The sequence below is a fragment of the Streptomyces sp. NPDC021356 genome, from assembly GCF_040641015.1.
GTDB lineage: Bacteria > Actinomycetota > Actinomycetes > Streptomycetales > Streptomycetaceae > Streptomyces.
In genome coordinates this window covers 1-20,885 of record NZ_JBFACU010000006.1, presented here as the reverse complement: position 1 = coordinate 20,885, position 20,885 = coordinate 1, and the positions used below count along the sequence as shown (strand labels likewise).

Here is a 20,885-nt window from a genome sequence, read left to right as displayed (position 1 = left end):
TCGAGTGCGGGAGCGCCGCGGGGAACGCTCGTGGGTGCAGGAGTGGAATCCTCGTGAAGTCGGGTTGTCCGACAGATGAACGTCTACAGGTTGGTAGACGTTAGCAGCCGGAGGTGTGGTTGCCCGGACGGACGGCTTCCCGCTGCCGGGCGAGGACGGCGTCGACGTACACGGCGATGGCGTCCCGGCTGCGCACCAGGCACTCGATGCGCTGGGTCATCCGGTCCCGTTCGCCCTCCAGTGTGGCGATCGTCTCCGGGGTGGCGTCGGCGACGTGGATGGACCGGGGCTTCTTGAGGCAGGGCAGGATCTGCTTGATGACGCGGGTGGGCAGCCCGGAGTCCAGCAGCCCCCTGATCTGGAGCACGCGGTCCACGCTGCGCTCGTCGTAGTCGCGGTAGCCGTTGGGGGAGCGGTCGGACGTCAGCAGCCCCTGCTCCTCGTAGTAGCGCAGCATCCGGCGCGGGGTTCCCGTACGGTCGGACAGCTCCCCGATGCGCATGTGACCCACCTCATACGATGCCGCGTTGACCCTCACATAGATGTGAAGGCTGAACCCTAACAGGCATGTCAATGTCGCAGATGTCGCAGACCGGCCGACCGACGGACGTGCCCCCGACGGACACACCTCGGAGGGAAACGCACGCGACCGCGCGGCCGCGCGGGAAGCTCCCCCTGTCCCCGCTGCTCGCCCTGGCCACGGCGGCCTTCATGGCCATCCTCACCGAGGCCCTGCCCGCCGGGGTCCTGCCCGAGATGGCCCGGGACCTGTCCGTGGGCGAGTCCGCCGCCGGACAGACGCTCACGGTCTACGCGATCGCCACGGGCCTGACGGCGCTCCCCGTCGTCGCGGCCACGGCCGCCTGGCGCCGCAAGCGGCTGGTGCTGGCGGCCGTCGTGACCTTCGCGGTGGCCAACACGGTCACCGCGCTCTCCTCCGACTACCCGCTGACCATGGTGTTCCGCGCCGCCGCCGGGGTGGCCGCCGCCGTGTTGTGGGCCGAACTCGTCGGATACGCCCGCCGCCTCGCGCCCCCGCACCTGGTCGGCCGGGCCATCGCGATCACCATGGCCGGGGTCCCGCTGGCGCTCTCCCTGGGCATTCCCCTCGGCACCCTCCTCGGCGGACTCGTCGGCTGGCGGGCGACGTTCGCCCTGGTGAGCGTGGTCTCGCTGGGGCTGGCGGTGTGGATCGCGGTGTCGGTGCCCGACCACCCCGGCCGGCGGCCCGGGGCCAGGGAGCCGGTGCTGGGGGCGCTCAGGCTGCCCGGGGTCGTCCCGGTGCTGTTCGTCGTCGCCGCCTACGTCCTGGCGCACAACATCCTCTACACCTACGTCGCCGCGTTCCTGGACGCGCGCGGCATGGGCGGCGCGCGGGACACGGTCCTGCTGGTGCTCGGCGTCGCGTCCGTGGTGGGCATCGCCGTCACCGGTGCCCTGGTCGACCGGCGGCTGCGCGCCCTGACGATCGCGAGCACCGCCGTCTTCCTGGTGGCCGCCGCGCTGCTGACGGCACCCGGCGGCGGCGCGGCCCTGGTGTACCCGGCCGTGGTGCTGTGGGGCCTCGGCTGGGGCGGGGTGTCCACCCTCCTGCAGACCGCGGTGGCCGGGGCGGGCGGCGACCGGGCGCAGCCCCTGCTGGTGACCACCTGGAACTCGTTCATGGCCGTCGGCGGAGCGGCGGGCGGGGTCCTGCTCGACGCGGCCGGGCCGGGGTCCTTCCCGTGGACGGTGCTGGCCCTGCTGGTGCCGGCGCTGCTCGTCGTGGCCGGCGCGCGCACGCACGGCTTCCCCGCCACGCGCGCCCGCGAACAGTGACGGGAACGCGGTGAGCGGGTGCGGGGAGAGGAACCGTCGCTCCTCTCCCCGCACCCGCTCGGGCGGCCCTGGGGCCGCGGGGCTCAGCGCAGGCGCAGCGCCTCGCGCACGGTGGTGAACAGGTCGGTCTGGTCGGTGACGCCGAGGACCCGGTAGGCCTGCGGGCCCTGGGCGGCGATACGGACCTCGGTGCCGGTGTGCTCCTGGGACTGACCCGGCGTGTTGGTCGAGTAGTTGACCTTCAGCTGCCGGCCCTCGTCGGTGACCAGCGTGGCGGACAGGCCGGGCGGGGTGGCGTCCACCGGGACGATCTGGCTGCTGTGGCCGTGGTCGGCGGTGGTCACCACGAGGGTGTCGGGGTGCTCGGCGGCGTAGTCACGGGCCACCTGGACCGCGCGGTCGAACGCGGCGGTCTCGCCGATCTGGCCGCACGGGTCGGCCGCGTGGTCCTGCTTGTCGATCGAGGCGCCCTCGATCTGGAGGAAGAAGCCCTGCTCGGAGCGGCCGTGCTTCTGCTTGGCCTCCAGGAGCTGGATCGCCTTGGTGGCGGAGTCGGCCAGGCTCGGGGTGGCCGAGGGGCGATCGGGGTTGGAGGTCACGCACCGCTGGGGGGCGGTGCCGCCGACGGCGGCTGCCTTGCCGGTCCACTCCACCGGCACGTTGCCCTGGGCGAACAGGCCGAGGACCGGCTTGCCCGCCTTCGCGGCCTTCATCGAGGCGGCGTCGGTGACGACCTGGTAGCCGAGCTTCTGCGCCTGCTGGGTGACGGTCAGGCCCTTGTACCTCCCGTCGGTGACCTTCTGGTCGAAGCGCTGCTTGCCGCCGCCGAAGAGGACGTCCACCTTGTGGTTGACGGACTGCTCGGCGATGGAGCCGGGGCCGCCGGCCTTCAGGGTGTCCCCGGCGCACTTGGCCATGTCGGCCGGGCCCTGGCAGGAACGGTCGGTGACGTGCGAGGCGAGCACCGCCGGGGTGGCGTCGGTGAGTTCCGCCGTGGTGACGCTGCCGGTCGCGTAGCCGTTGCGCTGCGCCAGCTCCAGGATCGTCGGGACGGCCTTGTCCGTGCCCGGCGTCTTGGAGATGCGGCCGTTGACCGTCTTGTGTCCGGTGGCCCAGCCGGTGCCGCTCGCGGCGGAGTCGGTGACGTAGTCGGGGGTGCCGTCGGCGTGCACCGCGTACGTCGTGTAGGCGCCGGTTAGCGGGAACCGGTCCATGTTCAGGCGGCCGGCCGCGCCCACCGTGTAGTCCCGGGCGAGGGTGATCTCGGAGTCCCCCATGCCGTCGCCGATCAGCAGGATGACGTTCTTCGCCTTGCCGCTCTGGACGGCGTGCCGGGCGTGCTGCGCGCCGTCCGAGGCGCCGGCCACCGTGGTGGCCGTCAGGGCGGCGGCGGTGGTGGCGGCCAGCGCGCCGGCGATCGTGAGCCGGCGACGGGTGGGTCTGTGCATGGGAGCGACTCCTTGGAATGTCCGTACGACGGGCAGGGCGTACGGGTGCCTTACGGCTGCCGATGGAGTGCAGCCCACCAGCCGCTGGTGAACCACGGGGAAAGAATTGACCCGGCCTTGGTTGCGCGGGCATGACAGGCGACCGGGGCGAGTGCGGCCGGTTCAGTCCGTACGGTCCGCTCCGGCCGGTGCCGCCAGGACGAGCTGGGTCAGCGGGGTGTCGTCGCCCGAGTCGAGCGTGACCCGGTAGAGCCCCGGCGCCGGAACGGTGACGCGGCCCGCGACGACGTCCTCGCCGCGGTCCCCGGCACCGCCGGCCTCCTCGGTGTACGGGTCGTACTCGGCGTACAGGGCGGTGCTCGCGCGAAAGCCCGCCGGTGCGCCGACCTCCTCGACCGTGCACTCCAGGCCCGCCGGGTCGTCCGCGCCGTGCACCCGCACCGTCCAGTGCGTGCCGGGCGCGACGAGGTCGGGCACCCCGAGCCCCAGCCCGGCCGCGGCCTGCGGCGGGCCGAGGTGCTCGTCCTCCTCCAGGAACGAGGTGACCGCGTCCAGGGCGGCCTGCCCCTTGGCCAGCGCCCCGTGCTGGAGGGCCAGCGGCACCGTGACCCGGGTGAGGGCGGCGGACTCCCGGTGCACGGTGCCGTCGCCCGCGACGTCGAACCGGCGGGGCGCGCCGTCCGCGTCCCGCATCAGCTCCCCGTCGCCGTGGTGCCGGTAGGAGTGCTCGAACGGCTCCACCACGCCCTGGCGCAGCGCCAGCGACTGCACCGTGCGCTGGCTGATGCCGACCACCGCCCGGTGCCCGGGCAGCGTCCGGCCGCGCAACCGGTCGTGGAAGGCCTGCGCCTGCTCGGCGAGGTCCTTGTCCCCGCCGAGGTCGGCGACGTCGACCGCGGTGAGCCGCCGTACGGTCATGCCCTCGTCCAGGCAGGGGAACGTGGGCAGCAGGTCGTGCAGGCCCGGCAGGGTCGCCGCGAGGTCGCGCAGCCGCCGGTGCGGCAGCGGCACCGGCGTGCCCCGGCCCGTGTTGAGGATCAGCGCGGCGGCGGCCGACCCCTGGAAGGGCGTGCCGAGCGTGAGCACGCCCCGGGTGTCCGCCGCGAGGTCGCCGTCCGGGCCGTCGGTGAGCGCGGCCAGCGTGAGCAGCCCGCCCATGGAGTGGGCGACGAACACCAGACGGCCCTCGCGCTCGTCGACGCGGTGCCTGCGGGCCGCCGCGTGCGCCGGGTGCGCGCGCCACCGTTCCAGGTGCGCCCGCGCCGCCCCGGCGAGCAGCCGCGCGTTCACGGCCACCGGCAGCCGCCAGTCGTACGGGAACTCCAGGACCGCCGCCGGGTCGGCCACGCTCCGCGTGACGGTCGCGACCAGGTCGGTGTACGGCTCCACCCCGCGCAGCACGGGACTCCAGGCGGGCGTCGCCAGCAGCCTGCGGGCGACGACGCGGCCGAGGCGCCCCTCGCGCTCCTGCGGCGTCAGGTGCAGCGGGCGCAGCCCCCCGGGGGCGGTCCAGGCCCGCAGCAGCCAGCCGGAGTTCGCGAGCCCCCACACCACCGTGTCCCGCTCGGTGTCGTACAGCTCGCTGCCCATGATGCCCGGGACGACGACCACGGCGTCCTGCGTCGTGTTCGGGGACAGACCGGGCGTGCGGTAGGACCGGTGGGGTGCCGGATACGGGTGCGGCGGTTGGCTCATGAGGGAAGAATAGGGAGCATGCAGCGGGGGGCGGGCGCACTTGCCGGAAGCGGGGACACGTCGTCCGGGGCGCTGCCGGCGGGCGAGCGGGAGCACGGCCCGGACGGTGAACGGGCCGCCGAGCGGCTGCTGGTGACGGTCGCCGTGCGCGACTACGAGGACGACGGCGGCGAGTTCGCCGACGGCATCGACGAACAGCTCTCCGTCCTCGACGAGTGGTGGTGCCCGCCCGGCGCCGGGGAGCCGTTTCGCAAGGTGCCCCAGCCGGAACTGCGCGAACGCCACGACGTGGAACGGTTCCTGCACGAGGCGGGCGTACGCGAGACCCGCGCGAAGGCCCTGGTCCTCTTCGTCACCGGCCACGGGAAACTGGGCGCCTCCGGGACGCACTTCCTGCAACTGCCGGCGACGCAGCCCCGGCGGCAGCTGGCGACGGCCGTGCGCACCAGCGAGATCGTCGCCGCCGCCCTCGACTCCCACGCCGAGCACGTCCTGGTCATCGTCAACACCTGCTACGCCCGGGGCGTCGCCGACGAACTCGTGCGGCTGTACCGGGAGATCGGCCCGAAGCGGCGGCACGGCGGCACCCTGGAGGTGATCGCCACCTGCGACCACGACCAGCTGGTCCACGTACGGCGCTTCCCCTCCGTGCTGCGCCGCGTCCTGGACCGGCTGCGCACCACCGCCCAGATCACCAGCCCGTGGCTGAGCGTCGCCCACCTGATGACCGAGTTCGAGAACGAACTGGGCTCCGACGTCGAGCGGCGCAAGCACCGGCTGCACCGGGTCGTCGAGGGCGCCGGCCAGACGACCCCCACACCGTGCCTGCCCAACCCCGGGTACCGGCCCCCGCGCGAGGTGGTCGCCCCCGCGCGCCGCCAGGTCGCCACGCCCGCGGACGACATCGACGTGTGGCTGGCGCGGGCCAGCGGGAGACCCCAGGAGGACGACCCCGGCTGGTACTTCAGCGGGCGGCGCCGGCTCAACCGGGAGCTGACCGACTTCCTCGGGCGGCCGGGCGGCGTCCTGCTGCTGACCGGTACGGCGGGCAGCGGGAAGTCGGCGGTGCTGGGGCGGGCCGTGACGCTCAGCGACCCGCAGTTCTGCGCCCATCCCCGCTACCGCGACGCCGTCGGCTCGGCCCCGCCCGGGACCGTCCCCGCGGCGGAAGCGGTGACCGTCGCCGTCCTCGCCCGGCAGCACTCCGCCCCCGGCGTGCTCAGGGAACTGCTCCTGGGGCTCGGCATCGAGCCGAGCCCGCCCGGCCCGACGGACGACCCGGTGGAGCGGTGGACCGCCCTCCTCGACGCCCACCTCAGCGAGCCGGGGGACCCGGTGACCGTGGTGCTGGACGGGCTCGACGAGGCGGTCGAGCCGTTCCGGATCGTGCACGGCGTCCTCGCCCCGCTCAAGGCCCACTGCGCGCCCCCGCCCGCCGCCCCCCTCCCGGGCCCCCGCCGCGCCGGCCCCGACCGGCGCCGCCTCAGCCTGGTCATCGGCGTACGCAGCAGCCGCCCACCCGCCGGGCAGGACCCGGCCACGGCGGAACCGAAGGGTGAGGGGCCGGAGGGCGACGGGCCGGAGTGTCACGGACCGGAGGGCGACGGGCCGAACGGTGACGGGCCGAACGGTGACGGGCCGGTAGAGGGCGCCGGTCCGGTGGACGAACGGGATGCCGGTCGGGCGGCCGAAGGGCAACGGGCCGGGAGCCGGGACCCAGGGCTGCTCTCCGCGCTCCGCGCGGTCTTCCCCTCGGCGACGGTGCTGCGGACGGACGGCCCCGGCAGCCGTGACGACATCGCCGACTACGTGGAGGCGCTCATCGGCCCGGACCGCGCCGACCCCGCGGCCGTGCGCAAGGCCGCCGAGACGGTCGCCGACGAGATCTGGCCGTCGTTCCTCGACGCCCGGCTGGCGGGCGAGCAACTGCGGGCCGCCGCGGACCCGGCCGAACTGGTCGCCAGTCCCCAGTGGCGGGACCTGCTGCACGCGGGGACCACCGGGCTGCTCCGCCGCGACCTGCTCCTGGCGGGGGAGGAGGGGCTGCCGCCGGACGTGGCCCTGGCACTCCTGCGGTCCGGCGCGTTCGCCCTCGGGGCGGGAATCCCCTGGTCGAACGTGTGGCCGACGGTGGCCGGTGCGCTGCTGGGCCGGCCGATCGACGACCCGGACCGCATGATCGGCACCCTGCTGAGCGGCGGTCTCGCCGGCTACCTGGCCCACGACCACGAGGACGATCGCCTGGTCTACCGCCCGGCCCACGAACGCCTGGCCGAAATCCTCCGCGACCCCCGGCAGGACCTCCTTCCCGACCCCTCGGAGGAACCCGTCCCGCCGTACGACCCCGCCGCGCGGTACGCATCCGCCCCGCCGCACGGCACCGAGCCACCGGCAGGCGCCGCCCAGCCCCCCGGCCCCCGCCCCCCGGCCGACCCCGGCCTGCCCGACCCCGGCCTGCCCGGCCCCGGCCTGCCCGGGCCCGCCGGCTCCCCGGAGGTGCGCGATGAGTGAGGCCGACGCCGGGGCGGGGAGCGGGGCGTGGGCCGTGGCGGGGGAGGCGCACCGGCTCATCGCCAAGGCGCTCGCCAAGCTCGTCGCCGAGGACCCGGCCGTTCCGCCGCACCCGTACCTGAGCCGGCACCTCGCCGACCACGCCGCACGGGGCGACGTGCTCGACGACGCGCACGTGCCGCTCGCCGTGCTGCCCTGGGAGACCAGCAGGAAGGTCCGCACACTGCTGCGGCGGGCGGGCGACGCCGGGCAGCGACAGGAGTGGCTGGAGGCCTGGGCCGGTATCGAGCCCTTCCTCGGCGACGCCGGCCCGGAGGCCCGGCTCACGAGCCTGCACCTCGCGCACCACGCCGCGACCCGCCGCCGTACGCCGCTGTCGGCCCTGCCCGCGACGGCGCGGCGCCTGGCGGGTTCGCGCCTCACCCCGCTGTGGAGCGACTGGACCGCCGCGGACAACGTCCTCGCCGTCACCGGCACCGTCATCGAGTCCCTGGCCCACACGACGACGCCGGACGGCCGGCACCTGCTGATCACCGGCGACAGCCACGGCACGCTGCGCAGGTGGGAGACGTACGGTGCTCCGGTCGGCGCCCCCGCGCACACCCACGGCGGTGCCATCCAGCACCTGCTGCCCCTCCCGGACGAGCTGCTGGTGTCCGGCGGTACGGACGGGACCGTACGGGTGTGGCACAGCACCCGCGGCCAGCTGCTCGCCGACGCCGTCCACCGCCCCCGCACCTGGGTCAGCGGCCTCACGCTCCTCGCCCCGGCGGACGGACCGCCCCGCATCCTCGTCGCCCACAGCGACGGTCACCTCACGGCGCTGGACCCCGGCACCTTCCACGTCGTGGACACGATCGCCCCCGCCGGCCGGCTCCCGAGCCTCGATGCCGCGCCGGCGATCCTGACCGGGGTGGGTCTGGAGCGGGCGCGGGGCATGGCACTCGCCGTCGTACAGGGCCGCCGCGTGCGCGTGTGGCAGCCGGGGCAGGACCTCGTCCAGCTCGGCGAGCACGCGGACGAAGTACGGGCCGTCGTGGACCTGCCCGCCCCGAACAAGTTCGTGACCTGCGACGACGCCGGGAACCTCGGGTTCTGGGACGTGTCGGCAGCGGGCGGCACGCTGGTGGCGCCGCCGTCCCCCGCCCGGTCGGTCACGGCGCTGGTGGCCGTGCCGGTGGACGGCGAGCCGGCCGTGGTCTCCGCCGGTGCCGACCACGTGCTCCGGGTGTGGAGCCCGCACGCCCTGCGCACCGTCGGCGGCCCGCTCGAAGGGCACACGGCCGCGCCGCTGGCGCTGACCGCCCTGCCGGGGGAGGCGCCGCTCGTCGTCTCCGCGGGCGCGGACCGGACGCTGCGCCGCTGGAGACTCACGGGCCACGGCAGCCGTACGGCGCCGCAGGTCCGCCGGTCGGTCGTCGCCGCCGCCCTGCCCGACGGGCCCGCGAGCGCCGCACCGCTCCTCGTCGCCGTGGCCGACGAGGAGGAGACCACGCTGTGGAACGCGGAGACCGGCGCCCACGTGACCCTGCCCCTGGGCGACGCCACGGTGACGGCCTTCGCGTGGACCACGGCCTGGGACGGCCCCCTGCTGGTCACCGCCCACAGCGACGCGAGCGTCCAGATGTGGTCGGTCGGCCCGCGCGCCGGCCTCGATCTCGCCGGGGCGCCGGCGCGCCGCGGCACCCTGCTGAGCCACAGCCTGCCCGTGCAGACCATGGTGGCCTTCCCGGACGGCGGCGGACGGACCCTGCTGGCCACCGGCGGCGCGGACGGCACCCTGAGCCTGTGGGACCTCGAACGCCAGAGCCGGCTCGCGTGCTGGGACGACCACATGCTGAGCGTCCGGGACCTCGCCGTGGTCCGCACCGGCCCCCGGCCGGTGGTCGTCTCGGCCGGTGCGGACGGCACCCTCCGGCGGTGGGACCCGGTCACCGGACCGGCGGGCGCGCCCGTCCACTGCGGCCAGCAGGGCGTCCACGCCGTGGCCGCCGTACCGGCCGCGCCCGGCGAGCACGCGCTCGTCGCGTCGGGCGGCGAGGACGGGACCGTACGCCTGTGGGACGCCGAGACGCTGCGGCCGGACGGAGACGCGCTGGACGCCGCCGACGGCCCCGTCACGGCCCTCGCCTGCTTCACCACCCCCGCCGGGCGCCCGTACGTGGCGGCCACCGGGCCCAGCGGCACCGTCCACCTGTGGGACGTCACCGCCCGGACCCGGCTGACGCGCATCGTGACCGGCAGCCCCCTCGGCGTGCTCCAGGCACGGCAGGCGGACGGCGCCGAGCCGCAGGCGCATCCGCAGACGTATCCGCAGGGCCGACCGCACGGGAACCCCGTTCTCCTGGCGGCCGGCAGAGCGGGACTGCACCTGTTCGGAATCGACCTGGAGCCCTTCTGAGCCACCGCACATCACCGCGTCACCCCGTGACCGGCCCGCCACAGACGGCCCGACGGTGGCACCCGGCCCAGGCGCCCCGAGACGGACGTGCGCCCTCCGGATGCCTCCGCGCCTCCCCCGCGCGCCCCCGTGTGCGGGCCGAAAACCGCCCCTGCGGAGTGCTGTTGCGGGACAATGATCGCTCGAATGTCCCGTCGGCACATGCACCGCGGCCTCCGGCGGAACACGGGTGGAACACACGGGGCACGTACTTCGCCGGCGGGCGCCCCGGGCAGCCGGCGGTGCGGTCCGACGGCGATCAGCGGCCCAGCAGCGAGGGTGTATGAACGGCACTTCCCAGGCGGCGACCGCCGCCCCTCAGGCGTTCCCTCCCGCAGGCCGCGGCCCCGCCGGCCGTAGCGCGTCCGCCGCCGTGGGGAGGGCCCGCGCGTGATGCAGCAGGCCGACGAACCCCCCGTGACGCTGGTCGCCGGGCCGGAGCGGGGGATGTGGCGGCTGGGCAAGAGGAAGCAGCCGCTGGCCTACAACAGGCTGGAGCCCGAGACGAGCCAGGGTTCCAGCGCCGGCCGTTTCAGCCTGGCCACCTACGGGATGCTCTACTGCGCCACCGACCTGGCCGGATGCTACGCCGAGGCGCTGGCGCACTTCCGGGTCCACCCGAGGATGCGCCGCCTCATCGGCAACGACTGGGACCGCAGGCACAGCACCATGCGGCTGGGGCACCTGGCCTCCGGCTGGCGCGAGGACCACGTCCTCGTCCGGGTCGTCCCGCCCAAGGACGCCCGCTTCCTCGACGTCGACGCGACGGCGACCCGCGAGGTCCTCATGAAGGAGCTGCACGGCGAGCTGAGCGAGTGGGGCGTGGAGAACCGGCTCACCGACGAGCACATCCACGGCGGTGACCGCCGGATCGCCCGCCAGATCGCCGCGTGGACGGTGGCCCAGCGCAACCGCACCGGGCACAGGCTGGCCCAGGGCATCGCGTACCGCTCCGGCTACGGCGGCCGCCAGTGCTGGGCCGTCCTGGAGGACGTCGACCTGGAGGACGCGGAGCGCCGCCCCGTCCGCCTGGAGGACCCGGCGCTCCAGGAGGTCGCGACGGAGTACGGCCTGAGGCTGTTCTGAGGCACGCGCTCTGCTCTGAGGCTGTTCTGAAGCCCACGCTCCGAGGCTGTTCTGAAGCACGCGCTTCCCTGACGCACGAGCCTCTCTGGCGTACGCCCCTCCTGACGGATGCCCGCCGTGACGCCCGGGCCCCTCCTGACGCACGGACCCCTCTGGGCGTCCGCCTCTCCTGGCGTACGCCCTGACGCGCCCTCTCCCGACCTGTCCGACGTGCGTCGCCCGGCCACCCGGCCGTCGCCCGAAGGAGTGGCGCGGCCCGCGCCCGGCCCCGCCCGCGACATCCGGGCCCCTTCCCCGCGGCGACCAGCCGAAACCCCTGGTCACCCTCGCTGCCGCCCGCCCCACGGGGCCTCTCGCGGCCGGTCCCGACCAGGCACGTGGTGGGATTTCCGGGGGGTTCTCGGGGGGAAAGCGGTGGAGTAGCCGACGGGGCGAAGGGTAGACTTCCCTCAAGACACCCAGGGGGGAGCGATGTTGACCAGGCGTCCGTTACCCACCGACGCGCCGCGGCCGACCGTCGAACGGCCGGTCCGTGTGCCCGCGTCCGCGTCCGCCGTCACCTCCTCCCGCTCACGTGTGTCCCCGCGCACCGCCGCACCGCGGCGCACATCCGCGCGTCCTGAGACAGCGTCACTCACCACCCTCCGCCGCGGTGTCCGGAACACCGGGCCGGTGTGCCGAGGAATCGAGGAGATCATGGACACCCTGACCGACCGGGAGAGCCGGACCGACCAGGAGACCGAGGCCACCGCCCACGCCGGGACGGTGCAGGCCTCCACCGCGGACATCGCGCGCTTCCTCCAGGACAATTTCGGCCAGCGGCTGACGGCCTTCATCGCGGGCATCGAGGACCCCAAGCAGGTCGGCAAGTGGTGCAGTGGACAGAACAGTCCCCGCATCGACTCCGAACTGCGCCTGCGCGCGGCCCACCAGGTCTTCCGGATGATCGACCTCGCGGAGAACTGCCACACGGCAAGGGCCTGGATGATCGGGATGAACCCGCAGCTGGAGGACGACTCCCCGATCCAGGCCATCGCCGAGGACCGGCACAAGGACGCCATGGCGGCCGCGCGCTCCTACCTCAAGGGCGACCTCTGAAGGCGCACCGGCCGCCGTTTCGACCGGCCCGGCCGCCGGCGGGACCGCGAGGGCGGACAGGCCCTCGCGGTCCCGCCCCGCGCGCTCAGAGAGCCGGCGCCTCTTCCGCCCCCTTCTCACCGGCCGCACCGGTCTCACCGGCGGCCGTCTCACCCGCGTTCCCGTCCTCACCCGTCACGATGCGACGGATCGTCCCCAGCGGCAGCTTGGGCGTGCCGTCGGTGAAGAGCAGCCCGTTGGTCTCCTGCGCCGTGTCCATGAACTGCGTGTAGCAGAAGCCCGTGACGACGGCGCTGGAGCGCAGCGCGCCGAACAGGCCGCCCAGCAGCTCGGCGTACTGGGTGTCGGAGCTGGTCCGGGTGTAGGAGAAGTCGTCGTTGTCGGCGCGCACCGAGAGCCCGCCGAACTCGGTGATCATCAGCGGCGCGTCCCCGGCGGCGTACCGCTCGACCTGGTGCGCGGTGACCGCCAGCACCCGCCCCTGCGGACCGGGACCGGCCAGCACGGCGTCGACGGCGGCGGCGTCACCGTAGCGCGCGGTGAGTTCCGCGGGGTCGCCGGAGTAGTCGTGCACGCCGAGGATGTCGCTGTCGGTGTGCTCCCACCCCTCGTTGGACAGCACGGGCCGGGTCGGGTCGAGGGCCCGGGTGAGGTTCGCCAGCGCGATGGAGTAGTGCCGCTGCGCGGGATCGTGCGGGATGTCCGAGGCGCCCCAGCTCTCGTTGATCGGCACCCAGGTGACGAGCGACGGGTGGCTGCGGTCGCGCCGCACCAGATCCAGCCACTCCCGGGTGAGCAGTTCCACGGCCTCGGTCCCGAACTCGTACGCGGCCCCCGTCTCGCCCCACACCAGCAGACCGAGCCGGTCGGCCCAGTAGAGGAAGCGCGGGTCCTCGGCCTTCTGGTGGATCCGCACCGCGTTGAAGCCCATCGCCTTGATCAGCTCCACCTCGCGGCGCAGCTCGGCGGTCCCGGAGTTCGCGATCAGGGTGTCCGGGCGGTAGCCCTGGTTCAGGACCGAACGCACGTAGTAAGGGCGGTCGTTGAGCAGGAAGGCGCCGCGGCCGACACCGGCGCTTCGCAGGCCCACGTAGCTGTCCACCGTGTCGAGGACCGCCGAGGTCCCGGCGTCGCGCACGGTCACCCGGGCGTCGATCAGGGTGGGCCGCTCGGGGCTCCACAGCAGGTCCTCGCGGTCGATGCCGTTGCGCAGCGCGGGGACCACCAGGTCGATCCGGCTGCGCGGGGTGCGGACCGCGGTGGTGCTCTCGGCCAGCACCTCGCCGTCGCGGCTCAGTACGATCTCGACGGCCAGCGGGGCGGCGGGGGGCGAGGCCAGGGTGACCTCGGCGAGGACGCCGCGCGCGGGGTCCGGGAGCCAGGCCAGGTCGGTGACGCGCTGGGCGGGCACCGTCTCCGTCCACACGGTCTGCCAGATGCCGGTGGTCCGGTCGTACCAGACCGCGTGCGGCCGGTCCTGCCAGTCCTGCTTGCCGCGCGGCTGCGCGAGATCGGCCGGGTCGTCCTCGGCGCGCACGACGAGCACGTGTTCGTCGGCACCGGGCCGCAGCGCGCCGGTCACGTCGGCGGTGAACGGCGTCTGCCCGCCCACGTGTTCGGCGACCAGGCGGCCGTCCAGCCAGACCTTCGCACGGTGGTCGACGGCTCCGAAGTGCACCAGCGTCCGCTCGCCGACGCCGGCCGCGAGGACCTCGTGCGCCACGCGGCGGCGGTACCAGACCACCCGGTGCGGCGCCCTCTCGCCGATACCGGAGGCGGGAGCCTCGGGCGGGTACGGGACGGTGATCTCCCGGTCGAAGGCGCCGGCCCCGTCCTCGGCGAACCACGCGTCGCGCTCGCCCACGTCGCCGTCGTCGTACCCGAAGTCCCAGACGCCGTCGAGGCTGTGCCACCGCTCCCGCTGCAGGATCGGCCTCGGATACGTTCCGTCCTGCTCGCTCGCCCTCACGACTCCTCCTTCTGCCTTTTCGGCATGCCGCCGCCTTTTCCGGCGGCACCGGTGTCGGCGTTCTCAGCGTTCCTATAATCGAAGCCCTGCCATCATGAGTGATCGTTTGCATCGATGCAAGGGCGGTCGGAGTGCGGCGGCACGGCGCCGCCCCCGGGTGCGGCAGACTCGGGGCCGACTCGACGGGAAGGAGCCCCTCCAGTGGCCAGAGTGCGGATGCGGGACGTGGCCGAACACGCCGGAGTGTCCGTGCGGACGGTGTCGAACGTGGTCAGCGGCTATCCGCACGTGAGTCCGGAGACCCGGGCCAAGGTGCAGCGCTCGCTCGACGAACTCGGCTACCGCATGGACTACATGGCCCGCGGCCTGCGCTCGGGCCGCACCGGGTTCATCGCCCTGGCCGTGCCCTACCTCGCCGAGCCCTATTTCGCCGAGCTGGCCCAGGCCGTCATCCGGGCCGCCGGCCGGCGCGGGATCACCGTGCTGGTCGAGGCGACCGCCGGCGACAGCGAGGTGGAGCGGCGGATCCTGGAGGGCGGACTGACCAACGTCGCCGACGGCGTGCTGCTGAGCGCCCTGACGCTGCCCGCCACCGACGGCGCGGCGGCGCGACCCGACTTCCCGCTGGTCATGCTGGGCGAGCACAGCGTCGGCGACCAGTTCCCGCGGGTCGGCATCGACAACGTGGCAGCCGCCCGCACCGCCGTGGAGCACCTGCTGGAGCAGGGCTGCCGCAGGATCGTCGCGCTCGGCCGCAACGGCAGCGAGAACGGCCGCCAGCGCACCGAGGGCTACCAGCAGGCGATGTCGGCGGCCCGGGTGCGGCGGGTGAACTGGCTGGTCGCGCCGGTCGACGACTGGACCAGGGAGCAGGGCTGCGCCGCCGTGGGGGAACTGCTGGAGGGCGACGGCCCGCTGCCCGACGCGATCTTCGCCTTCAACGACGCGCTGGCCGTCGGAGCGCTGCGGGCCCTGGACGCCTCCGGCGTGCGCGTGCCCGAGGACGTCGCGGTGGCCGGCATCGACGACATCCAGGAGTCGGCCTACACCCACCCGCCGCTCACCTCCATCGCCCCCGATCTGGACGTCATCGCCGAGCGTGCGCTCACCCTCCTGGAGGAACAGACCCAGCGACGCACGGGCCCGCAGGACCCCGTCCGGCCCGGCGCCGAAGGCCCCGCGGGCGCCGAAGATCCCGGTACGGAACCCGCCACGGCGAGGCGGGAGGCGACCCCCTTCCGGCTGGTGGTCCGCGAGTCCTCCCTGCGGCGGCCCGCATCGGCATGAGCGCCGGCCGCCGTCGCCCCGGGCGCTCCCGGCGGCCCGCCCCGTTCCGCGAGCCGGGGGCCCGGGGCCGGTGGGCGGCCGTTTCCGGGAAAGCCGCTGGATCCTCGGGCGCACCCCCCTTACCGTGGCGCCATGAGCGATCACCCGGAAGCGCCTGTCGCACCCGTCGAGGTCCCCGAACCGCCCTACTACGTCGCTGTCTTCACCTCGGTGCGCACCCAGGACCAGAGCGGCTACCGCGAGACCAACGCACGCATGGAAGAGCTGGTGAAGGAGATCCCCGGGTACCTGGGGATGGACCACGCGCAGACTCCCGGCGGTCTGGGCATCACCGTCGGGTACTTCCGCGACGCCGAGGCACTCACGAAGTGGCGGTCCGACGCCGAGCACCGCGCGGCGCAGAAGCGCGGGCGGGACCAGTGGTACCAGAGCTACACGCTGCACGTGGCGAAGGTGGAGCGGAGCTACGGGTTCACACGAGCGCAGAGCCCGCAGAGTTCGTAGAGCCGGTGGGGCCGCAGAGCCGGCAGGGCCCGCAGAGCCCGTAGGGCCCGTGGGGGCCGTGGGGGCCGTAGGGCCGTAGAGCCGGCAGGGCCCGTGGAGCCCTTGGAGTCCGTGGAGCCCGTAGAGCCCGCAGGCCCCGTCGGGGTCGCAAGCCACGCAGAGCCCGCGGGCTCCCTCGGCGCCACGAGCCCGCGCCCCCAGGCTCCGCAGTGTCCGACAGCGGGCTGACCGACCGGAGACGCCCCGGCGGCCGTCCGCCGCCGCAGCGGTCGCCCGCCGCCGCCCGTCGTCCCAGAGGCCGCGCCACCCGTCGCCGGTACTCCGCCCCTGGTGGCCGAACCCGTGCGCAAGGCTACTTTCCGCCGATCTATTGCATCGTTGCAAAACGTGTGCCAAGGTCTGCGCCATCGAGTTCACATCGAGGTGACGAGGTGGATACCCCTATGAGCGGAGCGTTGGCGCGCCGGCGGTTCCTGGCCCTCGGCGGCGGCCTTGCCCTGACCGGAGGGCTCGCGGCGTGCTCCTCCCCGCTCGCGTCCGGCCTGACGGGTTCGCAGCCGAACACCGCGGACGTCATCTTCTGGAACCTCTTCACCGGCGGTGACGGCGCCAACATGGTGCTGATGGAGGACGCCTTCCGGAAGACCCACCCCGGCACCTCGGTCGAGGCGACCATCCTGGGCTGGGGCAACCCGTACTACACGAAGCTGGCCCTGGCCACGGCGAGCGGCACGCCCCCGGACGTAGGCATCGCCCATCTGTCGCGGCTGCCCTTGCTGGCCGCCGCCGGCCTGCTGGAGCCCGTCGAGCGGACCGGGGTCGCGGAGCTGGGCGTCACCGCGGACCGCTTCACGCCCGCCGCCTGGAAGAAGGCGACCGTGGACGGGACGGCGTACGCCGTCCCCCTGGACACGCACCCCTTCGTGCTCTTCTACAACGTGGACCTGGCCCGCAAGGCCGGCCTCCTGAACGCCGCCGGCGACGGCCTCATCCCGCTCAAGGGCAAGGAGGACTTCCTGACCGCCGTGAAGGCGATGAAGGAGGAGGGCGGCGCCCAGTACGGGGCGGTGATGTCGATCACCGCCGACCCGTCCACCGCGTGGCGGTACTTCAGCATGATCTACTCCGGTCTCGCCGGGCCGATCGTCACCGACTCCGGCACCCGGATCAGCATGGACGAGGAGGCGATGCGGGAGACGTTCGCCTTCATGCAGAGCCTCACCGAGGGCGGCCTGATGCCCAGGAGCCTCAACGGCTCCGGCGCGAACGCCCTGTTCAGCACCGGCAAGGCCGGCTTCCTCTTCGACGGCGAGTGGCAGATCCCCTCGTACCGGCTGGTCAAGGGCTTCCGCTTCGACGTCGTGCCCTTCCCGGCGCTGCTCGGCCCCAAGCCGGTGGCGTACGCCGACTCGCACGCGCTGGTCGTCCCGCGCAACGCCGCCCGCTCCGCGGCCCGCACCCGCGACGCGGCCCGGTTCATCAAGAGCCTGCTGGACAACAGCGCCGTGTGGGCGCAGGGCGGCCACATCCCCGCGTGGCTGCCGACCCAGCGCAGCAAGGCGTTCCTCGACCAGTCCCCGCAGCGCAACTACGTGCGGGCCGCCTTCGACGCCCAGTACGACCCCGCCGCCTGGTACACCGGCGCGGGCTCGGACTTCCAGAGCACCGTGGGCTCGACGATCATCGACGTCCTCTCCGGGCGGACCAGCCCCAAGGGCGCGGTCGCCGGCATGCGCGCCGACCTGAAGCGCTACACCACGGCCCGACCGCCGGTCACGATGAAGTAGGAGGCAGCCACCATGACGACCGCCGTCCCGACGCGACCGGCACCCACGGCACCCGCGCTCACCCCGGCGCGCGAGCGTCCGCCCCGCTCCGAACGCCGGGCCGGTGCGCTGCTGAGCGCCCCCTTCCTCGTGATCTACCTGCTGTTCCTGGTCGGCCCGCTGCTCGTGGGCGTGGTCCTCAGCTTCTTCAACACCACCACCGTCAAGGACGGCCTGGGCGACTGGGTCGGCCTGTCGAACTACTCCGAGGTGGTCGGCGACCCGCTGTTCTGGGACGCCATGTGGCACTCGGTGCTCTTCACCCTGCTGACCACCCCGCCGCTGGTCGTCCTCGCGCTGGCCTTCGCCATCCTCGCCGCCCGCATGCCGCGCGGCCGGACCTTCTACCGTCTGGCCTTCTTCGCGCCGTACGTGGTGCCCTCGTCCGTGGTCGCGCTGATCTTCCTGTGGATGTACACCCCGCAGATCGGGCTGCTGCCCAAGCTCTTCGGCGCCGTGGGGCTGCCGGTGCCCGACTTCATCGGCAGCACCGCGGGCGGCTGGACCGCGGTGACGCTGATGACGCTGTGGTGGACGTTCGGCTTCAACTTCGTCCTCTACACCGCCGCGATCCAGGACGTCCCGCCGGACGTCTACGAGGCGGCCGCCATCGACGGCGCGGGGCCCTGGCAGCAGATCCGGCACATCACGGTGCCGCTGCTCGGCCGGACCACGAGCCTGGTGCTGATCCTGCAGATCCTCGCCTCGCTCAAGGTCTTCGACCAGATCTACCTGCTGCTGACCGGCGGCCCGAACCAATCCACCCGGCCGGTCATCGAGTACATCTACGACACCGGCTTCACCTCCTACCGGGGTGGCTACGGCGCTGCCGCCACCATGGTCTATTTCGTCATCATCGTCGCGGTATCAGCGGCCTGGTACGGGCTGCGGCGCCGGCGCGCGGCCGGCTCCGCGGCCTGAGTGGAGGACACCTTGACCACCGTCACCCAGCCGCGGCCCACCACGGGGTCCGCCTCGCCCGCGCTCGACCGCACGAAGCTCTTCAACCGGCTCTGCGCCGTCTGCCTGACCCTGTTCGCCCTGATCTGGCTGGTGCCGTTCGCCTGGGCGCTGATCACCTCGCTGCGCTCCGACGGGTCGATCACCCAGAACCCGACCTCGCCGTTCGCCGGCGGCTGGTCCCTGCACGCGTACTCCTACGCGTGGGACAACTACCCCATCGGCAGCTGGTACCTGAACAGCCTGGTCATCTCGACGCTCGCCGTGCTCTTCACGGTGGTCTTCTGCTCGATGGCGGGCTTCGCGCTGGCGATGCTGCGCTTCCGCGGCCGGACCGCCGTGCTGGCCCTGGTGGGGGCCGGGCTGATGCTGCCGAGCGAGGCGCTGGTGCTGCCGCAGTTCATCGAGTACCGGTCACTGCACCTGCTCGGCACCTTCTGGGCCCTCATCCTGCCCTCGGTCGCGGCCCCGGTGTCCGTCTTCGTCTTCCAGGCGTTCTTCCGCGGCATCCCCCGCGCCCTGATCGAGGCGGCCCGCCTGGACGGGGCGAGCTGGTGGCGGGTCTACGCCACGGTCTGCATGCCCCTGTGCCGCCCGGCCGCCTCCACGGTCGCCATCCTCACCTTCATCACCTCGTGGAACTCCTTCCTCTGGCCGCTGCTCGTCCTCAACCAGACCAAGTCGCAGACCATCCCGGTCGGCCTGGCCTCCCTGGTCAACAACAGCAACATCCAGTACGCCGAGGTCATGGCCTCCTCGGTCCTCGGGTTCCTGCCCCTCATCGCGGTCTTCCTGGTCTTCCAGCGGCAGATCGTCCAGGGCATCGCGACGACGGGCATCAAGTGAGGGCCCGCGCGGGGCGGACGACGGCTCGATCCCGTGCGGGGGCGGGGCGGCCCGCTGCATAGAATCGCCTCCATGCCGAACGCTGATGAGCTGCTCACCGCCGTCGCAGCGATGGTGGAGTCGGAACCGAGCAATCAGATGCCGCTGACAGTGGTCGTCGACGGTGCCGTCATCACCGGCCGACTGGCTCCCGAGAGCATGTGGCGCGAGCGCGTCTCGGAGGTCCTGAGGACGTCGGAGCGGCTGGGCCCGTTCTCCGACGTCTTCACCGGCCACCGGAGTACGGCGCGGTCCGGGCCCGGCGGGATGCCCACGCACCTGCACTTCCACCTCGCGCGGATCGTGCAGGGCACCGTCGGCATCCCGGAGACGGGCGGGATGTACCGGGTGGCGATCAAGGACGTCAGCGCCTGGACCGTGGGCGACCTCAGCTATTCGGAGCAGTGAGGCGCCGGTCCGGCCGGGTGGTGTCCCCGCCCGCCTGTGTGAGGGGGCGGGGGGAGTGCCTCAGGGGCGCCGGCCCGGGCCCGCGGCGGTCTGTCGCCGCGCACCGCGGCGCGGCGCCTCCTCCGCGGGACGGCCCTTGCCCCCGCCACCGCCGTTGCCGCTCCCGCTGCTCCGGCCACCGCCGTTGCCGGTCCCGCTGCTCCGGCCGGCTCCGTTGCTGCTCCCGCTGCTCCGGCCGGCTCCGTTGCCGCTCCTGCCGCCACCGCCCGCGCCGCCGCTGCCGCTTCGGCGACCGCGTCCGCGGGCCGAGGACGGCGCGGCGCGGCGCGGGGCGGGTTCCGCGGGCGGATCCACGATGACGACGGGGACTCCCGACGGCTCCTGGGCGCCCGTGATCCGGCTCAGTTCGCTGTCACCGGCCCGTACCGGCGTGATCTGCGGGCGGATGCCGGCCGCGGCCATCAGCCGGCTCACGTCGCGGCGCTGGTCAGGCGTGACCAGGGTGACGACGCTGCCGGAGGCGCCGGCGCGGGCCGTGCGGCCGCCGCGGTGCAGGTAGTCCTTGTGGTCGCTGGGCGGATCCACGTTGACGACCAGGTCGAGGTGGTCGATGTGGATGCCGCGCGCGGCGACGTTGGTGGCCACCAGCACCGTCACCCGCCCGTCCTTGAACCGGTCCAGGGTCCGGGTGCGCTGGGGCTGGGACTTGCCGCCGTGCAGGGCCGCCGCGCGCACGCCGCTGTTCAGCAGGTGCTTGGTCAGCCGGTCCGCCGCGTGCTTGGTGTCCAGGAACATGATCACCTGGCCGTCGCGCGCCGCGATCTCCGTCGTGGTCCGGCGCTTGTCCGTGTCGTCCACGTGGAGCACGTGGTGCTCCATGGTGGTGACGGCCCCGGCCGACGGGTCGACGGAGTGGACCACGGGGTCGGACAGGTAACGGCGGACCAGCA

Annotated in this window: 16 protein-coding genes; 11 read left to right on the top strand and 5 right to left on the bottom strand. The window is 74.0% G+C overall.

What is annotated here, in order from left to right; all coding sequences use genetic code 11:
• Nucleotides 1-100: 100 nt before the first annotated feature.
• Nucleotides 101-502: a MerR family transcriptional regulator gene (locus AB0G56_RS09450; RefSeq protein ID WP_360966116.1), complete on the bottom strand. Its 402-nt coding sequence runs from the start codon at nucleotides 500-502 to the stop codon at nucleotides 101-103.
• Between the two features lie 65 nt (nucleotides 503-567).
• Here AB0G56_RS09450 and AB0G56_RS09445 point away from each other — a divergent pair, with 65 nt between their 5' ends.
• Nucleotides 568-1,818, top strand: coding sequence for an MFS transporter (locus AB0G56_RS09445; protein WP_360966114.1), 1,251 nt, complete (start codon nucleotides 568-570; stop codon nucleotides 1,816-1,818).
• Nucleotides 1,819-1,901: 83 nt separating this feature from the next.
• Here the strand turns inward: AB0G56_RS09445 and AB0G56_RS09440 are convergent, their stop codons facing one another.
• Nucleotides 1,902-3,266 carry an alkaline phosphatase gene (locus AB0G56_RS09440; RefSeq protein ID WP_360966111.1) on the bottom strand — a complete coding sequence of 455 codons (1,365 nt, stop codon included), beginning with the start codon at nucleotides 3,264-3,266 and terminating at the stop codon, nucleotides 1,902-1,904.
• 162 nt (nucleotides 3,267-3,428) lie between these two features.
• A complete protein-coding gene (locus AB0G56_RS09435) occupies nucleotides 3,429-4,961 on the bottom strand; it encodes a hypothetical protein (RefSeq protein ID WP_360966108.1) in 1,533 nt (510 codons plus the stop codon).
• A gap of 18 nt (nucleotides 4,962-4,979) precedes the next feature.
• Between AB0G56_RS09435 and AB0G56_RS09430 the strand changes: the two genes are divergently transcribed.
• The 4 genes from AB0G56_RS09430 (at nucleotide 4,980) to AB0G56_RS09415 (ending at nucleotide 12,096) form a co-directional block, all read left to right on the top strand.
• Complete coding sequence (locus AB0G56_RS09430; protein WP_360966105.1) at nucleotides 4,980-7,472, top strand: AAA family ATPase; 2,493 nt, start codon at nucleotides 4,980-4,982, stop codon at nucleotides 7,470-7,472.
• Nucleotides 7,465-9,873, top strand: a complete 2,409-nt coding sequence (locus AB0G56_RS09425) for a benzoate transporter (protein WP_360966102.1) — start codon at nucleotides 7,465-7,467, stop codon at nucleotides 9,871-9,873. Before AB0G56_RS09430 ends, AB0G56_RS09425 begins: the two co-directional genes overlap by 8 nt.
• Nucleotides 9,874-10,305: 432 nt before the next feature.
• Nucleotides 10,306-10,998, top strand: coding sequence for an RES domain-containing protein (locus AB0G56_RS09420; protein WP_360966827.1), 693 nt, complete (start codon nucleotides 10,306-10,308; stop codon nucleotides 10,996-10,998).
• A 696-nt stretch (nucleotides 10,999-11,694) separates the two neighbouring features.
• The gene (locus AB0G56_RS09415) at nucleotides 11,695-12,096 is read left to right on the top strand and encodes an XRE family transcriptional regulator (protein ID WP_360966100.1); all 402 of its coding nucleotides are present in this window, start codon (nucleotides 11,695-11,697) and stop codon (nucleotides 12,094-12,096) included.
• 85 nt (nucleotides 12,097-12,181) lie between these two features.
• On the opposite strand, the gene AB0G56_RS09410 is transcribed toward AB0G56_RS09415, so the two are convergent.
• Nucleotides 12,182-14,065, bottom strand: a complete 1,884-nt coding sequence (locus tag AB0G56_RS09410; RefSeq protein WP_360966097.1) for a glycoside hydrolase family 2 TIM barrel-domain containing protein — start codon at nucleotides 14,063-14,065, stop codon at nucleotides 12,182-12,184.
• Nucleotides 14,066-14,266: 201 nt separating this feature from the next.
• On the opposite strand from AB0G56_RS09410, the gene AB0G56_RS09405 reads away from it, so the two are divergent.
• From AB0G56_RS09405 to AB0G56_RS09380, 6 genes are all read left to right on the top strand, one after another.
• On the top strand, nucleotides 14,267-15,352 hold the full coding sequence (locus tag AB0G56_RS09405) for a LacI family DNA-binding transcriptional regulator (RefSeq protein ID WP_360966094.1): 1,086 nt from the start codon (nucleotides 14,267-14,269) through the stop codon (nucleotides 15,350-15,352).
• A gap of 132 nt (nucleotides 15,353-15,484) precedes the next feature.
• The gene (locus tag AB0G56_RS09400) at nucleotides 15,485-15,856 is read left to right on the top strand and encodes an antibiotic biosynthesis monooxygenase (RefSeq protein ID WP_360966091.1); all 372 of its coding nucleotides are present in this window, start codon (nucleotides 15,485-15,487) and stop codon (nucleotides 15,854-15,856) included.
• A gap of 443 nt (nucleotides 15,857-16,299) precedes the next feature.
• The gene (locus tag AB0G56_RS09395; RefSeq protein ID WP_360966088.1) at nucleotides 16,300-17,643 is read left to right on the top strand and encodes an extracellular solute-binding protein; all 1,344 of its coding nucleotides are present in this window, start codon (nucleotides 16,300-16,302) and stop codon (nucleotides 17,641-17,643) included.
• Nucleotides 17,644-17,655: 12 nt separating this feature from the next.
• Nucleotides 17,656-18,603: a sugar ABC transporter permease gene (locus AB0G56_RS09390; RefSeq protein ID WP_360966085.1), complete on the top strand. Its 948-nt coding sequence runs from the start codon at nucleotides 17,656-17,658 to the stop codon at nucleotides 18,601-18,603.
• A 12-nt stretch (nucleotides 18,604-18,615) separates the two neighbouring features.
• Nucleotides 18,616-19,488, top strand: coding sequence for a carbohydrate ABC transporter permease (locus tag AB0G56_RS09385; RefSeq protein ID WP_360966083.1), 873 nt, complete (start codon nucleotides 18,616-18,618; stop codon nucleotides 19,486-19,488).
• Nucleotides 19,489-19,560: 72 nt separating this feature from the next.
• Nucleotides 19,561-19,935 (top strand): hypothetical protein, encoded by a 375-nt coding sequence (locus AB0G56_RS09380; protein WP_360966080.1) that lies wholly within the window; start codon nucleotides 19,561-19,563, stop codon nucleotides 19,933-19,935.
• Between the two features lie 60 nt (nucleotides 19,936-19,995).
• Here AB0G56_RS09380 and AB0G56_RS09375 read toward each other — a convergent pair.
• A partial coding sequence (locus tag AB0G56_RS09375) for a C-terminal helicase domain-containing protein (protein WP_360966077.1) occupies nucleotides 19,996-20,885 on the bottom strand: 890 nt, incomplete at its 5' end.

Bases quoted from the DNA above. Each gene is read 5' to 3' on its own strand.
- AB0G56_RS09450 (WP_360966116.1), bottom strand. From the start codon at position 502: ATGCGCATCGGGGAGCTGTCCGACCGTACGGGAACCCCGCGCCGGATG.
- AB0G56_RS09445 (WP_360966114.1), top strand. From the start codon at position 568: ATGTCAATGTCGCAGATGTCGCAGACCGGCCGACCGACGGACGTGCCC.
- AB0G56_RS09440 (WP_360966111.1), bottom strand. From the start codon at position 3,266: ATGCACAGACCCACCCGTCGCCGGCTCACGATCGCCGGCGCGCTGGCC.
- AB0G56_RS09435 (WP_360966108.1), bottom strand. From the start codon at position 4,961: ATGAGCCAACCGCCGCACCCGTATCCGGCACCCCACCGGTCCTACCGC.
- AB0G56_RS09430 (WP_360966105.1), top strand. From the start codon at position 4,980: ATGCAGCGGGGGGCGGGCGCACTTGCCGGAAGCGGGGACACGTCGTCC.
- AB0G56_RS09425 (WP_360966102.1), top strand. From the start codon at position 7,465: ATGAGTGAGGCCGACGCCGGGGCGGGGAGCGGGGCGTGGGCCGTGGCG.
- AB0G56_RS09420 (WP_360966827.1), top strand. From the start codon at position 10,306: ATGCAGCAGGCCGACGAACCCCCCGTGACGCTGGTCGCCGGGCCGGAG.
- AB0G56_RS09415 (WP_360966100.1), top strand. From the start codon at position 11,695: ATGGACACCCTGACCGACCGGGAGAGCCGGACCGACCAGGAGACCGAG.
- AB0G56_RS09400 (WP_360966091.1), top strand. From the start codon at position 15,485: ATGAGCGATCACCCGGAAGCGCCTGTCGCACCCGTCGAGGTCCCCGAA.
- AB0G56_RS09395 (WP_360966088.1), top strand. From the start codon at position 16,300: ATGAGCGGAGCGTTGGCGCGCCGGCGGTTCCTGGCCCTCGGCGGCGGC.
- AB0G56_RS09390 (WP_360966085.1), top strand. From the start codon at position 17,656: ATGACGACCGCCGTCCCGACGCGACCGGCACCCACGGCACCCGCGCTC.
- AB0G56_RS09380 (WP_360966080.1), top strand. From the start codon at position 19,561: ATGCCGAACGCTGATGAGCTGCTCACCGCCGTCGCAGCGATGGTGGAG.